Source organism: Kribbella sp. NPDC048837 (assembly GCF_055586945.1).
This window is the reverse complement of sequence record NZ_JBVJHF010000003.1, coordinates 843,470-857,608: the sequence shown is the minus strand read 5'-3', so window position 1 is coordinate 857,608 and position 14,139 is coordinate 843,470. Positions and strand designations below refer to the sequence as shown.

Genomic DNA, 14,139 nt, shown 5'->3' with positions numbered 1-14,139 from the left:
CCTATGCGAGCTGCGCCGCACCGAACGACACGTTAAATCGATCGCACCAGATCACGACGCTGCGGAAGTCCTCGAGCCTGGTGCCGGTCGGGATCGGGTAGTTCTGGTTGCCGTGGTTGCCCTTCAGGCTGCCCAGACTGCGGTACCGACCGTCGTCGAACACGTGCCATCCCGCCCGGCCGTCGACCACCGCGGCATCGCTCAACCACACTTTCAGGTCCGGACCGTCGGAGGTGTCCAGGTTCTCCAGGCGGAGCACGCGGGAGCCGTCCGGCAGTTGCAGCACGGCGACTGTGCCGGAGGTCTCGTGCTCGTGGGAGATCAACTGCCCGGTCAGCAACGTCTTCGGCGCCGGCGATCGCGGTCCGGAAACTGTCGGTGGCGTCGTCGACGATGACTGTGTGGAGATCGGAGCAGCGCCGGGGAGTGCCTCGTCGACGACCTTGTCGGTGACGAGCCGCCACGGCTGGAAGAGCGGCAACGCGACCGCGGTGACCACGACGGCCACCGCCGCCGCGGCGATCAACACTGCCCGCCATCGCTTCGTCATCGTTCCCTCCACCTCTTCGGTGTCTCCAGTCTGCGGGCTCTCGCGGCCGCGGGACGGCGCGCCGGGCTTACGGGCCGTTGACGATTGTCGGCGGGCGGCGATACGCTTCCAGTGTTCGAACAGATGTTCGATTACCTCAGATCCGGTTTCGTCGGGAGACCGGGCAGCCGGACGCGATGAGTTGTCCGGGAATGCAGAGGTGAGCCGGGCAGCTGGACGGCTCCGGTGTGGAGTTGCGGCCGCATCGGAAACCGGTGGTCCCGGCGGGCCGGGCACCGGGGTGGACCTCGACCCCCACCCCGTGCCGGCCCGCCGGGCCTCCGACCAGGGGAAGCAGTTCGTCAACAGGAGGCGATGGAACATGTGGGAGTTCGACGAGGCCGTCGATGTGCACTCGGTGCTGGTGGACGGCGCCGAGACCCCGGACCAGTTCCTCTGGCGCGGCCGGTTGTGGCGCGTCTGCTCCGTCCAGTCCCACTGGACCGAGACCGCCGCCTGGTGGGAACGCGGCATCATCGGCGCCGGCCTGACGTACGACGGGCGCGCCGACCACTGGACCCACGCCGAGCGCGCCGGTGCTGCGACGCGCCACCCGAACGGCGCGGTGGCGTCGGCGAGCCCCCGTTCTCTCGCCGACTGCCTGGCCGCGCTCGCTCCCGGCGGTAGCGATGGCGCATTCGCTGCCGCCGGGAGCGCCAACGAGTTCGGTGCGGACGCGGCCGGTGGGGAGCCGGCCCGCGGACTGTCCGCAAGCCCGGCGGCCGTCGGCGTGCTGGATGCGGATTGGGGACCGCGGCGTGCGGTGTATCGAGTCGAGGCGGCGTGTGGCCGGCATGGTCGGCGGGAGATGTTCGATCTCGCGCACGACCCGGACTCCGGTCGCTGGCAACTGGAGAGGGTGACGGATCGATGACTGTTTCACCGGTTTCCCCGGCGGCCGCAGGGGCGGCAAGCCGGGAGTTGTCCCGGGCGCGGGCCGCGCTGGCCGAGGCGCTGGAGACCAGCGACCACCTGCTCCGGTATTCGAGTGCGCATGTCGCGGCGCTCCGGGTCGCGGCGGCGGTCCTCGCCGTTCGTGCCCGCCCGGTGCGCTCGGGCGCCCGCCGCCGGGTCCAGCGGAACGCGTGGGTGCTGCTGGCCGAGGTCGCTCCCGAGTTCGGCGAGTGGGCCACGTTCTTCGCCGCCGGCGCATCCCAGCGCGCCGCCGCCGAGGCGGGTCTCGAGCGCGCCGTCACCACCCGCGAGGCCGACGACCTGGTTCGCGCCGTCGACACCTTCTACACGCAGGTGGAAGCCAGCCTGCGCCTCTCGACGACCCCCGGTCTCACCGCGACCACCGACCCCCAGTCCGTCCTCACTCAATCCTGGATGCAAGCCAGCTGATCCAGCCGGCAGGAGACCCCGACCCGTGACTGAACTCCCCAGAGGCATCGGCACAGACCTGTGCGGCCGAGTCCACGCCATCACCGGCGCCGAGTGCTACCTCCCCGACACCCACTACCCCCGCCCGCACCACTCCCTGACCGAAGAGTCTTGGCACGACGGCCTCTGCACCACCTGCGCCGGCGCCGGCACCCAAGCCGGCCTCCCCTGCCCGAGCTGCAACGGCACCGCCTTCGAACCCCTCATCCCGAAAGACCCCGACACCTACCAACCCGGCTAACCCACCAACCGGGCTAAACCCCCAACGGGGCAACCCACCAACCCGGCTAACCCCACCGACCTGGGCACCCCACCGACCCGGGCCAACCCACCGACCCGGGCCAACCCGCCAATCCGGCTAACCCACGTGCCCCAGGCTGGCGATCCGCCGCCCGGGGCACCTGCGCGTCCGGCGGGGTATACCGAGCCGCCCACCTGGCCGGTTGGTGGTTCAGGTGACGGGTTGCTGAATCGGCTGGTCGTGGGGTGGTTGTTGGGGGGTGTGAGGCCCGCGGGGCTTTAGGGTCTGGAGGGTGAGTGAACTTCCTGTGTTGGGGCCTGAGGATCAGCGGGTGCTCGGGAGCTTGATGGAGAAGCAGACGACGGTGCCGGCGTCGTACCCGCTCACCGCCAACGCGCTGCGGACGGCTTGTAATCAGGCGAGCAACCGGGATCCCGTGGTCGAGTACGACCAGGCGACGGTGGAGCAGACCGCGCGGTCGCTCCGGGATCGTGAGCTGGTGCGGATCGTGTGGGTGGACACGGGCCGGCGGACGCTGAAGTACCACCAGATTCTCGACGAGCGGCTGGAGCTCGAGCCCGATGAGCGGGCGCTGATGACGGTGTTGCTGCTGCGCGGCGAGCAGGCGCCGGGGGAGTTGCGGACCCGGACCGAGCGGCTGCACCCGTTCGCCGACCGGTCCGACGTCGAGGCCTGTCTGCGCCGGATGGCGGCGCGACCCGAGCCACTGGTGCGCGAGCTCGAACGGCGGCCCGGCCAGCACGACCGTCGTTGGGTGCATCTCCTCGGACCGGTCCCGGAGCAAGCCGCCGTGGTCGCCACCGAGTCCGTCGACCGCGACGTGGTGATCGCCGACGGGACGGATGCACGTGACGCTCGGGTGCGTACGGCGTACGACGCTGTCGCGACGGCGTACGCGGATGAGTTACTGGACGAGCTGGACGGGCTGCCGTTCGAGAGATGGCTGCTGGACCGGGTGGTCGAGCAGGCCGCCGGACGACCGGTGGTGGAGGTGGGCTCGGGCCCGGGACATGTGACCGCATATCTGGCCGATCACGGCGCAGACGCGACTGGCATCGACTTCTCGGCCGAGATGGTGGCAGAAGCCCGGCGGCGCTTCCCCGACGGGACCTTCGAGGTCGGAGACCTGCGGCGCCTCGGTCGCCCGCCGACGAGCTCAGGCTGGTCGGCCGTCCTGGCCTGGTACTCCCTGATCCACCTGGCCGCGTCCGAGCTCGCCGATGCCGTCGCGGCGCTCGTCCGCCCGCTCGACCCGGGCGGATGGCTCGTCCTCGCGCTGCACGCCGGCGCCGAGGTCCGTCACGTCGACACGTTCTTCGACCAGGAGGTCGACCTCGACTACGTCCTGTACGACGCCGCCTCCGTGGTCGCGGTCCTCGAGGCTGCCGGACTCGTCGACGTCGAGTGGTACCTCCGCGGCCCGATCACCGCCAGGCAGGAAACAACCCAACGCCTGTACGTCGTCGCCCGCACCGCACCCTGATCGCGGAAACCCCCGTCCGCACCAAGCCCTGATCGCGGAACCCGCCCGCACCAAGCCCTGATCGCGGAAACCCGCTCGCACCGCGTCCTGAGCGCGGAAATCGGTTGGACATCGCTTTCCTGCCCCGTTTAGCTTGGCGGTGGCAGCCGTATGTCGGATGGACCAGAGGACCCATGTGCTCTGCGCTGACGTTGCCCGGTCCGAACTACCCCCGACTTTCGAAAGCGGTACTCCACCGTGACGAATGCACCCGTCCCATCGCCCCGGCCGCCGGTGATCGCCGCGGCGGACCTCACCAAGACCTACACGTTCCACCAGCAGCAGGCCGGACTCGGCGGCGCGATCAAGAGCCTCGTCCGGCGGACGTACGAGACCAGGCTCGCCGTCGACAAGATCACCTTCAGCATCGACAGCGGCGAGGTCGTCGGCCTGCTCGGCCCGAACGGCGCGGGCAAGACCACCACCCTGAAGATGCTCTCCGGCCTGCTCTACACCACGGCCGGTGAGCTGGAGGTCCTCGGCTTCACCCCGTCCGATCGCAAGCACGACTACCTGCGCCGGATCGCGCTCGTCATGGGCCAGAAGACCATGCTGTGGTGGGACGTCCCGGCGATGGAGAGTCTCCTGCTGCACAAGGACATGTACGGCCTGACGCAGAAGGAGTTCGACCGCAACGTCACCGAGCTGGCCGAGCTGCTCGACGTCCAGAACCTGCTGAACGTCCAGGTGCGCAAGGTCTCCCTCGGCGAGCGGATGAAGCTGGAGCTGATGGCGGCGCTCGTCCACGGCCCGGAGATCCTCTTCCTCGACGAGCCGACGATCGGCCTCGACGTGGTCGCGAAGGCGCGCGTACGAACGTTCCTCGCCGATGTCAACAAGGTCCGCGGCACCACGATCCTCGTGACCAGCCACGACATGGACGACATCGAGGCACTCTGCTCGCGCGTCATGATCATCGACCACGGGCGCCTGCAGTACGACGGGGGCCTCGACGAACTCGTCCACACGGCACGCCCGCGCAAACTCGTGCAGGCGACCTACGCGACCATCGTCGACGGCGACCGCCTTGCCGCTCTCGAAGGCGTGACCGCGGTCGACAGTTCCGGCCAGACGGTCAAGCTCGAGGTGGACCGTGAGCGTGCGGGCGACGTGCTCGGCCAGCTGACCCGGATCGGTCCGCTGGTCGACCTCGACGTCGCGGACGCGGACATCGAAGAGATCATGCGCGACCTCTTCCTGCGCCGCAGCACGCTGGGGGACGCCCGATGAACACCCTCGTTCGCAACGCCCGCGTGCTGCGCCGGATGACCGCGGCGCAGGTCGTCCAGCAGTCCATCTACCGCGGCGCGTGGATCATCTTCATGGCGGCCAACGTCTGCGTGCCGATCATCTCCCTGCTGATCTGGCGCACCGCGATCGCGAACGGGGCTCGACTCCCGATCGACGAGCGATTCGTCACCACCTACTTCGTGCTGCTCAGCTTCGTCACGATGGCCACGTCGTCGTGGCTGACCGGCTTCCTGGCCAACGACATCAGGCTCGGCAAACTCTCCAGCTGGATGGTGCGGCCGGCGTCGTTGCTGTTGAGCTTCGTCGCGAACAACCTGGCGGAGAAGTTCCTCAAGCTGTTCGCGCTGGTCCCGATGATCGGCGTGCTCTGGTGGATCTTCCGCGACTCGATGAACATCCCGGCCGGCCCGGGCCGCTGGGCGGTGTTCGCGGTCAGCATCGTGCTCGGGGCCGTGCTCGTGTTCACGATCGACATCCTGATCGCGGCCCTCGCGTTCTGGATGGACGACGTGTCGGCGCTTGCGCAGGCCCGGCTGATCATTGCGAGTGTGCTGTCCGGTGCCGTCGTACCGCTGGCGCTGATGCCGGACTGGTCGCGTGGGTTCATCGACAACCAGCCGTTCAGGTACACGGTGTCGTTCCCGGTCGAGGTCGTCGCCGGCAACCTGTCCGGCCGGGATCTCCTGGTCGGCCTGGGTCTCCAGGCGGCGTACGTCGTCGTGTTCGGAACGATCGCCCGCCTGGTGTGGTCAGCCGGGATCCGCGCGTACTCGGCGGTGGGCGCATGACCGAGCTGCGTACGTACGCCGCCGACCGGCAACCGCTCGACCGGAACTGGCTGCACCGGCAGTGGCGCCACCTCCGGTTGTGGCGGCGGTTTCTGTCCCAGGCCGTGGTTCGTGAGACGCATTACCGCGCGCACTTCGTCACGACGTTGCTGGTGGGTCTCGTGCAGCTCGGGCTCGGCATCGTGCCGATCCTGCTGCTGTTCGGTTTCACCCGGGAGGTGCACGGCTGGTCGCGGGCCGAGGTGATCACGCTCGCCGGGGCGTACCAGATCATCACCGGCCTGATGGCGGCGTTCGTCGCGCCCAACCTGCAACGGATGACGGCGTACATCACCGAGGGCGAACTCGACAGCGTGCTGCTGCGGCCGGTCTCCAGCCAGTTCTACCTGACGCTGCGGTGGATCGACATCGCGGAGCTCAGCAACGTCGGGAGCGGCATCGCGGTGCTGGTGATCGGCCTCGTCCAGTCGGGTGCGAGCCCGGACCCACTGGAGATCCTGCAGGCGCTCGTCCTCGCGGCCTGCGGACTGGTGCTGCTCGCGACCGTGTGGAGCGCGATGTCGTTCCTCGCGTTCTGGCTGCAGTCCGTGGGTCCGATCGGCGCCATCTACCTCAACCTGGTCGAGGCGGGCCGCTATCCGCTGGTGTTCTTCCCGGTGGCGGTGCGCGCGTTCCTGACCTTCGCGTTCCCCGTGGCCTTCGCGACGACGTTCCCGGTCCAGGCGCTGTCCGGCGACGTCGGCTGGACCCCAGTTGCCGGCGGAATTGCCCTGTCGGTGACCGCCCTGACCCTCGCTCGAATGCTCTGGCACCGCGGCCTACGCACGTATGCCAGCGCGAGCTCCTGACCCGGCGGGGTGCGCTGACAGGGGAGGAGGTGGGGTGGAAGTAGGGTGTGGCGCGGTGAGGTGGTGGGTTCGGGGGACTGGCTGGAGGGTTGCGGATGGTGGATCGGCGGCGGCGGGGTGTGCGGACGGCGCTGGTGGCTGAGGCGCTGCGGGTCGCGTTGGCAGGACGGGCGCGCACCGATCCGGGCGCCGGGCTGGACATCGTCGACCTCGGCGGTGGGACCGGTGGGTTCGCGGTGCCGCTGGCTGTCGAAGGGCACCGCGTGACCGTGGTCGACCCGAGCCCGGACGCACTGGCCTCACTGGAACGCCGGGCCAGCGACGAAGGCGTGAGCGAACTGGTCCGCGGTGTCCAAGGCGACGCGGCGGAGCTCCCGGGACTGGCCGGCGAGTCGAGTGCGGACGCCGTCCTCTGCCATGGCGTGCTGGAGGTCGTCGACGATCCGGTGCAGGCCTTGCAGGCGATGGCCTCGGTCCTGCGGGAGGGCGGCGTACTGAGTCTGCTTGTTGCCCAGCGCAACGCTGTGGTCCTGGCCCGCGCGCTGGCCGGGCACCTGGCCGAGGCGCGCGTCGCGCTGCAGGATCCGGACGGACGGTGGGGCGCGACCGACCCGATGCCGCGCCGGTTCGACGAGGCCGGGATCATCGCGCAACTGGCCGACGCCGGGTTCATGGTGCACACGGTGCACGGCGTACGCACGTTCGCCGACCTGGTCCCGTCCGCGTTCGTCGACTCCGAGCCGGGCGCCGCCGAGTCGCTCGCCGAACTCGAGCGCGCGGCCAGCCAGCATCCGGCCTTCCGCGCCGTTGCCACCCAGCTCCATATCCTCGCCACGCGCTGACCGTGTCAGGCGTGTGGGCCCGATCACACCTGGACCGGCGGCGACGGAGGGTGATCGCGGAGTGACCTGCGGCCCCAGCGGCTGCGAGGCTGTGAGTCGGCTGTGAGCGACACGCCTGAAAGAGCAGGTTTGAACAGGGTGTTGTAGGGCAGTTGCCGGACCGTGACGCGCTGGACAGGTGGTCAGGGTTTCGTGTGGGGCGTGCTCGGCCTAGACTGGAGGCGGCCTATCGAGATCGCGCTCATCATGGAGGGATCGACGGTGCCCCTCTCGGAAGAAGAGCAGCGCCAGTTCGAGCAGCTCGAACGCGCCCTTGCTGCGGAAGACCCGAAGTTCGTCTCCGCTATGCGTGGGACCAATGTGCGCTTGTATTACAAGCGCCGGGCAGTGCTTGCCGGCGTCGGATTCGTGCTGGGCATCGTGGTGCTGATGGCCGGTGCGATCATCCCCAACACCATCATCGGAGTCATCGGCTTCGTCATGATGGTCGCCTGCCTGTACATCGCGGCGCTGAGCATGAAGCGGATCAGCAACGCCGGGGACGCCGACGACATCCCGCCGCCCCCGCCGACCAAGCGGCACCGGACCAAGCACGACTCGTCCGGCAGCTTCATGGAGCGCATGGAGGACCGCTGGCGGCGCCGGCGCGACGAAGACCTCTGACGGCTGGACGCGCCGCCGACTGAGCGCGAAACCCAGTCCGACAACCACACCCGTGCCCTGGTGGGGCGGGTGTGGTTGCTTTTTGTGTGGGGGAGTGCCGCTGCCGCGGCCACCGCTTGGTGGTGCAGGCAGCTCCCGTTCGGCGCTGCGCGGGCCGGCGGTTGGGTGACCGCCGGCGGCCAGGCACAGCGCCGAACTGGAGCGGCTGGGCTCAGCTGACTCGGTTAGCCGGCGTGGCGGCGTCTGAGGGCCAGGGAGCGGAGGCGTGCCAGGAGGAGGTCGAACTCGTCCAGGAGGTCGGAGGCCTCGGTGCTGCCCCGGTTGAGGTACCAGCGCCAGGACGGCGGCAGGAGTCGCGCCCGCCAGCGGCGGCGTCGCGGTGCCTGCGTCCAGAGTGCCTTGCGGACGGCGGCCGCCTCGGTCCGGAGGTCCACGGTCGGATTCGCGTCACCGGCGTACCGGAGGGCCTCGATCCCGCGGGCCAGCCGGATCGCCTGTGGCTGCGTGTCGGCGGGCAGCTTCGAGACGAGCCAGTCGCCGGACTGCCGCGGCGTGGAGATGTCGGACCAGTCCAGCCCGAGATCTCGGGAGGTATCCCGGATCTCGGCCCACAGGCCCTCGGCCGAAGCACGTCCTGGCTCCCGCGCGAACCGCCGGCGGCGGGTCAGGCTGCGGATCAACCACGGGATGCAGAGCAGCAGGAGCACTCCGGCGGCGATCCCGATCACCCGTCCGCCGCCGTTGGTGAACCAGTTGCCACCGCCAACGACGGCCACGCCGCTGTCGGTCGGCAGGTTCCGGTCGCCGTTCGGCCGGTTGATCTCCGGGTCGTCGGTCGCGCCCGGCGAGATCGGCGCGATGCTCGGGTTCGTGGTCGGGTTCGTCGGGTCGGGGGTCGCGGCGACCGTCCAGTCCGGCGTGGTCGCCACGCGCGCGGCCGGGGTCGGCTCGAAGCGGACCCAGCCGGTGCCCTGGAAGTACAGCTCCGGCCAGGCGTGCATGTCGTGCATCTTCACCGTGTACTGACCGTCCTTGCCGGACGTGCCGGGCAGGAATCCGATGCCGACGCGGGACGGGATGCCGACGATGCGGGCCATCAGGGCCATCGCGGTGGCGAACTGCTCGCAGTACCCGGTCTTGGTCTTCAGCAGGAAGTCACTCAGCGCCCGCATCCCGCTGCCGCGGGCGTTCTCGGTGCTGTAGGTGAAACTGCCGCCGCTGCGGAACCACTTCTGCAGCAGCACGGCCTCTTCGAACTTGTTGCCCTTGGCACTGGCCGTGAGCTGTTCGGTGAGCGCCTTGATCTCCTGCGGGGTGCGCGACGGCACGCTGCTCGTGTACTGGTCGGGGCGGCCGTCGACCGCGCTGGCCAGCAGCTCCGGCGTGGGCTCCAGGTCGTACGACGTCACGTCGTACTTCTTGCCGGCGACCGTCTGTCCGTTCGACACCACGTCGAGCGTGTTGCTGTCGTACCGCCAGTCGCGCTTGAGGGAGATCGAGCGCAGCGGGTAGGGGACCGGTGCGAACTGGGACCGGAAGCTCCGGCTGACGTCGATCTCCATCTTGGTCTGCGGGACCTTGCCCAGGTCGCCCATGAAGCCCGGCGGCTGGGTCAGGTCGCCGTCGATCTTGTGGCCCTCCGGCCGGGGCGCGATCCGCCAGGTGCTGCCGTCGAAGAGATCGAGCGCGGTCAGCCGCAGGTAGGTACCGCCGCTCGGGCCGCCCTTGTAGGTGAGCGCGACCACGTTGTCGCCGCGCGTCAGGTTCCGGCCCATGTCGAGCATCGGGTCGGTCGACGAGATCGACGCGCCGACCCCGTTGCCGGGACCGGTGCCGGCCAGGCCGTTGCCGATCACCCCTTCCGGCAGGGCCGGCAACAACGCCGGCAGCAGCGCGGCCAGGGCGACCACGGACAGACCGATCCGGCGTCCTGCCTGGCCGAGCGCGGACGCCTCCACCGGCTCGGCCGCGTCCAGGTGCGACACACCGGAGATGCGTCGGCCCCACCGGCTCAGCCGGCTCCGGCCCTCCGCGGACAGCAGCAGGATGTATCCGAGCGCCGGCGGGATGAACAGCAGTGCCGGAAGTCCGCCGTGCACGGTCGCGGCCGGCACGGTGTACATGATCAGGAGCAGCAACCCGGCCCAGGCGGCCTGCCGGAGCTGTACGGCGATGACGTGGATGAGCAACCCGGTCGCCGAGATCACCGAGACCGCGAACAGGGTCAGATGCGAGTCCGGCGGCAGCGGCGCGCTGAACCGGTTGATCGAGTCCATCGCGTTGACCATCTGCTGGTTGAACTCGAGCGCGGTCGCCTTCCACGGGATCAGCCCGAACTTCAGCGTGTCCCTCAGGAAGAAGAACGAGAGCAGCTCCACCAGCACGGCCAGCTGGACCAGCGGTACGACGACGCGCGGGGTGCGCAGGTTCTGCAGCAGGACGCCGATGCCGGTGATGGCGGCGCACATCAGGGCGCTGATGAACAGGAACGGGCCGGAGAACACCGGCGTCAGCACGAGCGACCCGAGCACGGTCGCTCCCCACGCGGCGATGGAAATCCTGGCGTGACCGGTCATGCGATCCTTCCGCTCCGCAGTCCCAGGGAGGACCACACGGTAGGTAGGTGGTCACCGCGCTGGACTCTGGCGACCCGCCAGCCGTTCAGGCGCAGTTCGTTCTCGGTGGCGGCCGTGGCCGCGCTCAGCCGGGCCGCCTTCTCGGTTGCTTCGGCGCCGACCGCCCAGCTGGCCGCGTCGAGCAGCAGCGCGACACCGGTCGCCTGGCTGGTCCGCCAGCGGTTCAGCGAGACGATGTCGTCACTGGTACACGCGCCGACGATCGCGACGACCAGGCTCGGCTCCTGCACGTGCCGGTCGACCGTCAGCAGCGGGCCGATCTCGGCGTACTTGTGTTCCTCGACGGTCGCGCACTCGGTCAGCAGCTGCTGCGGGTTCAACGGCTGGTGTACGGCGGCCGACGTGCGATGCGTGATCGCCGACAAGGTGGTCGGCCCACCGAGCATCGTGGTGACGTAGCCGCGGCGGATCCGGTCGATGCCGATCGAGGCGGCCGCGCTGACCGCCCATTCGAGGCTCGACGACGGCCCGTGCCCGTGGTGCGAGATCGTCCGCGCGTCCAGGAACATCGCGCACCGGCTCTGCCAGGGCTGCTCCTCACGCCGGACCATCAGCTCGCCACGGCGGGCGGTCGAACGCCAGTGCACCCGGCGCAGGTCGTCACCGTCGCGGTACTCGCGGACTGTCGCGTCCTCTTCACCGGCGGACGCGATCGCCCGTGGCCGGTTCTCGCCCGAGCCGGCCCGGTCCGCACCCAGCCGGATCTCGGGCAGCCGGTAGACCCGCGGCGTGACCAGCAGGTGCTGGCTACGGGTGAACGTCCGGCTGGTCTCCACCAAGCCGAAGGGGTCGGCCACCGTCAGCATCAACGGACCGACCTGGAACAGCCCACGGACGTCGGACTTGACCGGGTAGCTGACGGTACGACGCCAGTTCGGGCTGACCCGGTCCACCACGAACCGCGGCCGGTGTCCCAGGACATAGGGAATCCGGTCCTCGAGCAGCAGCAGCCCGGCCGGCATCCGGCCTTGGTTGCTCAGGGCAAGCTCCACGGTCGCCTGCGTCCCGACCGGGACCTGGTCCGGCGCGAGGCTGCGACGGACCTGCAGGCGCAGCCTGGTCCGGCCGACGACGAGCGCCGCGACGACCGGGAGAGCCACCAGGAGGATCCCGACCCGCAACAGATCTTTCTGCCCGAGCAGCAGCGCACACAGCGAGGCGGTGATACCGGCCGCGACGAACGCCCGCCCTCTGGTGGTCAGCCCGCGCAGTGCCTGCCGCATGGCTCAGTCCCGACGCGTGCGGGGCAGCGGCACGCTGGCCACCAGCCCGGAGACGATGTCGGCTGATCCGCGCCCACCGAGGTGCGCCTCAGCCGCCGGGAGCACCCGGTGGGCCAGCACCGGCACCGCGAGCTCCTGGATGTCGTCGGGCAGGACGAACTCCCGGGCGTCGAGCGCCGCGGCCGCCCGGGCGGCCCGGATCAGGTGCAGCGTCGATCGCGGGCTGGCCCCGAGCCGGAGCTCCTGCGACCGCCGGGTCGCGCCGACCAGTGCGACGGCGTACTCCTTGACCGACTCCGACACGTGCACCGACTGCACTGTCTTCACCAGGCGCAGGATCTGCTGACCGTCGGTGACGGGCTGCAACGTGAGCAGCGGATCGTCGGCGGCGTGCCCGTCGAGCATCCGCAGCTCGGCGGCCGGCTCCGGGTAGCCCATCGAGACGCGGGCCATGAAGCGGTCGCGCTGCGCCTCGGGCAGCGGGTAGGTGCCTTCCATCTCGATCGGGTTCTGGGTCGCGATGACCATGAACGGCGCCTCGAGCTGGTACGTCGTGGTGTCGACGGTGACCTGGCGCTCCTCCATCGACTCCAGCAGCGCGGCCTGGGTCTTCGGCGAGGCGCGGTTGATCTCGTCGCCGACCACGATGTTCGCGAACACCGCGCCGGGCTTGAACTCGAAGTCGCGGATCTCCTGGTTGAAGACGGAGACGCCGGTGATGTCCGACGGCAGCAGGTCCGGCGTGAACTGGATCCGTCGCACGCTGCAGTCGATCGACTTCGCCAGCGCCTTGGCCAGCATCGTCTTGCCGACGCCCGGTACATCCTCGATCAGCAGGTGTCCCTCGGCCAGCAGGACCGTGATGGCGACCTCGACCACGTCTGATTTGCCCTCGATCACCTGCTCCATCGCCCGGCGGACCCGGCCCGCCACCTCGGACAGCTCGTCGAAGTCCCCGGCTCCTGCCAGCGCCGAGCTGGTCGCGGTGGTGCTCACCCTGTGTCCTCCCCATTCATTGACGGCCGACACATTCTCACCCGCTGTAGGGGTCGGGCCTAGAGCAGCGGGGGTTTCGTTACCTGGCGTTTCGGTGTTCATCGGCACACGCCCTCACGGCGGGGTCGGTCTCTGGTCTCCAGATCTTGACGTCCCTCCAAGCGTACGGGCGGAAAAAGCAGTGCGCGGGGCGTACGACGTACCCGGCCGCCAGAAGGTTCACGGACAGTCTGCCCGGAAGGTTCACTGGCGTACCGCGGCGAGTGCGGTGGAGGTCGCCGGGTGGAGGGAAGTGGAGGAGGCCCGGTGGAGCGAAGTGGAGGAGATCCAGGCGGTTGACCCGGCAGCGACACGCGGGGGAGCGGTGCCGGAATCAGGCGGCGCGGGGAGGGAATGGGGCGGAAGTTGGTTGACGGTGGTGGAAAGTGGAGTAAGGTGGAGCGCAATGGAATCGAAGTGGTGGAAACAGCTCGCCTGAGACGGAGAGTCCGCAACGGGGAGGTGGAGCGTGTTCCTCGGAACTCACTTCCCCAAGCTCGACGACAAGGGACGGCTGTTCCTGCCGGCGAAGTTCCGCGACGAACTGGCCGACGGCCTGGTGATCACGCGTGGACAGGAGCGGTCGCTGTCCGTGTGGCCCGAGGGCGAGTTCGTCCAGTTGACCGAGCAGTTGAAGCAGGCGCCGATCACCAACAAGGGTGCGCGGGACTATCTGCGGATGCTGTTCGCCGGAGCCTCGAACGAGGTGCCGGACAAGCAGGGCCGGGTCACCATCCCACCGATGCTGCGCGACTACGCGGGACTGGATCGCGACTGCGTCGTCATCGGGGCGATGAACAGGGTGGAGATCTGGAACACGGAGAACTGGAACAGGTACTCCCAGGAGCAGGAGCAGGCGTTCGCCGATCTCTCCGAGGAGGTACTGCCCGGCATCTTCTGAAGCTGAACAGTGGGCAAGCGGCATCGCGAGCACACCGGCCGTCCGGTGAGATCACGGGTCCGACTTCCGACCTCCTGTGTTGGCGCCACTTCCCCGGCGCCAAGACCCCGAGGTACTTCCCCGGAAGGCGTACCCGCGATCTGACCGGACGGAGTCGTCTCCGCACCGCCCACCACCGATCGGCATCACCGCAACA

14 protein-coding genes are annotated in these 14,139 nt (G+C 69.5%); 10 read left to right on the top strand and 4 right to left on the bottom strand.

Features of this window, described 5'->3' with window-relative positions; translation table 11 throughout:
* Position 1 precedes the first annotated feature (1 nt).
* A complete protein-coding gene (locus ACZ6O0_RS19645; RefSeq protein WP_465766343.1) occupies positions 2-550 on the bottom strand; it encodes a DM13 domain-containing protein in 549 nt (182 codons plus the stop codon).
* Between the two features lie 361 nt (positions 551-911).
* On the opposite strand from ACZ6O0_RS19645, the gene ACZ6O0_RS19640 reads away from it, so the two are divergent.
* The 9 genes from ACZ6O0_RS19640 to ACZ6O0_RS19600 all read left to right on the top strand — a co-directional run bounded on the left by ACZ6O0_RS19640 (position 912) and on the right by ACZ6O0_RS19600 (position 8,148).
* On the top strand, positions 912-1,463 hold the full coding sequence (locus tag ACZ6O0_RS19640) for a DUF6504 family protein (protein ID WP_465766342.1): 552 nt from the start codon (positions 912-914) through the stop codon (positions 1,461-1,463).
* Positions 1,460-1,933 carry an SAV_6107 family HEPN domain-containing protein gene (locus ACZ6O0_RS19635; protein WP_465766341.1) on the top strand — a complete coding sequence of 158 codons (474 nt, stop codon included), beginning with the start codon at positions 1,460-1,462 and terminating at the stop codon, positions 1,931-1,933. Before ACZ6O0_RS19640 ends, ACZ6O0_RS19635 begins: the two co-directional genes overlap by 4 nt.
* Positions 1,934-1,958: 25 nt before the next feature.
* A complete protein-coding gene (locus ACZ6O0_RS19630; RefSeq protein WP_465766340.1) occupies positions 1,959-2,213 on the top strand; it encodes a hypothetical protein in 255 nt (84 codons plus the stop codon).
* A 292-nt stretch (positions 2,214-2,505) separates the two neighbouring features.
* Positions 2,506-3,717: a DUF480 domain-containing protein gene (locus ACZ6O0_RS19625; protein ID WP_465766339.1), complete on the top strand. Its 1,212-nt coding sequence runs from the start codon at positions 2,506-2,508 to the stop codon at positions 3,715-3,717.
* A gap of 237 nt (positions 3,718-3,954) precedes the next feature.
* A complete protein-coding gene (locus ACZ6O0_RS19620; protein WP_465766338.1) occupies positions 3,955-4,986 on the top strand; it encodes an ABC transporter ATP-binding protein in 1,032 nt (343 codons plus the stop codon).
* Positions 4,983-5,795 carry an ABC transporter permease gene (locus ACZ6O0_RS19615; protein WP_465766337.1) on the top strand — a complete coding sequence of 271 codons (813 nt, stop codon included), beginning with the start codon at positions 4,983-4,985 and terminating at the stop codon, positions 5,793-5,795. The genes ACZ6O0_RS19620 and ACZ6O0_RS19615 overlap by 4 nt, the downstream gene beginning before the upstream one ends.
* Entirely contained in the window at positions 5,792-6,643 is an 852-nt protein-coding gene (locus tag ACZ6O0_RS19610) for an ABC transporter permease (RefSeq protein ID WP_465766336.1), read from the top strand. Before ACZ6O0_RS19615 ends, ACZ6O0_RS19610 begins: the two co-directional genes overlap by 4 nt.
* A 95-nt stretch (positions 6,644-6,738) precedes the next feature.
* Positions 6,739-7,485, top strand: coding sequence for a methyltransferase domain-containing protein (locus ACZ6O0_RS19605; protein ID WP_465766335.1), 747 nt, complete (start codon positions 6,739-6,741; stop codon positions 7,483-7,485).
* A gap of 162 nt (positions 7,486-7,647) precedes the next feature.
* Positions 7,648-8,148: a DUF3040 domain-containing protein gene (locus tag ACZ6O0_RS19600; protein ID WP_465766334.1), complete on the top strand. Its 501-nt coding sequence runs from the start codon at positions 7,648-7,650 to the stop codon at positions 8,146-8,148.
* 224 nt (positions 8,149-8,372) lie between these two features.
* On the opposite strand, the gene ACZ6O0_RS19595 is transcribed toward ACZ6O0_RS19600, so the two are convergent.
* From ACZ6O0_RS19595 to ACZ6O0_RS19585, 3 genes are read right to left on the bottom strand one after another with little or no spacing between them, the layout of a single operon-like run.
* Positions 8,373-10,724: a transglutaminase TgpA family protein gene (locus tag ACZ6O0_RS19595; protein ID WP_465766333.1), complete on the bottom strand. Its 2,352-nt coding sequence runs from the start codon at positions 10,722-10,724 to the stop codon at positions 8,373-8,375.
* Entirely contained in the window at positions 10,721-12,007 is a 1,287-nt protein-coding gene (locus tag ACZ6O0_RS19590; RefSeq protein WP_465766332.1) for a DUF58 domain-containing protein, read from the bottom strand. Before ACZ6O0_RS19590 ends, ACZ6O0_RS19595 begins: the two co-directional genes overlap by 4 nt.
* A 3-nt stretch (positions 12,008-12,010) precedes the next feature.
* On the bottom strand, positions 12,011-12,916 hold the full coding sequence (locus ACZ6O0_RS19585) for an AAA family ATPase (protein WP_465766435.1): 906 nt from the start codon (positions 12,914-12,916) through the stop codon (positions 12,011-12,013).
* Positions 12,917-13,511: 595 nt separating this feature from the next.
* Here ACZ6O0_RS19585 and mraZ point away from each other — a divergent pair.
* Positions 13,512-13,943, top strand: a complete 432-nt coding sequence (mraZ, locus tag ACZ6O0_RS19580; protein ID WP_465766331.1) for a division/cell wall cluster transcriptional repressor MraZ — start codon at positions 13,512-13,514, stop codon at positions 13,941-13,943.
* Positions 13,944-14,139 lie beyond the last annotated feature (196 nt).

Bases quoted from the DNA above. Each gene is read 5' to 3' on its own strand.
- ACZ6O0_RS19640 (WP_465766342.1), top strand. From the start codon at position 912: ATGTGGGAGTTCGACGAGGCCGTCGATGTGCACTCGGTGCTGGTGGAC.
- ACZ6O0_RS19610 (WP_465766336.1), top strand. From the start codon at position 5,792: ATGACCGAGCTGCGTACGTACGCCGCCGACCGGCAACCGCTCGACCGG.
- ACZ6O0_RS19635 (WP_465766341.1), top strand. From the start codon at position 1,460: ATGACTGTTTCACCGGTTTCCCCGGCGGCCGCAGGGGCGGCAAGCCGG.
- ACZ6O0_RS19615 (WP_465766337.1), top strand. From the start codon at position 4,983: ATGAACACCCTCGTTCGCAACGCCCGCGTGCTGCGCCGGATGACCGCG.
- ACZ6O0_RS19590 (WP_465766332.1), bottom strand. From the start codon at position 12,007: ATGCGGCAGGCACTGCGCGGGCTGACCACCAGAGGGCGGGCGTTCGTC.
- ACZ6O0_RS19585 (WP_465766435.1), bottom strand. From the start codon at position 12,916: ATGGAGCAGGTGATCGAGGGCAAATCAGACGTGGTCGAGGTCGCCATC.
- ACZ6O0_RS19645 (WP_465766343.1), bottom strand. From the start codon at position 550: ATGACGAAGCGATGGCGGGCAGTGTTGATCGCCGCGGCGGCGGTGGCC.
- ACZ6O0_RS19605 (WP_465766335.1), top strand. From the start codon at position 6,739: ATGGTGGATCGGCGGCGGCGGGGTGTGCGGACGGCGCTGGTGGCTGAG.
- ACZ6O0_RS19595 (WP_465766333.1), bottom strand. From the start codon at position 10,724: ATGACCGGTCACGCCAGGATTTCCATCGCCGCGTGGGGAGCGACCGTG.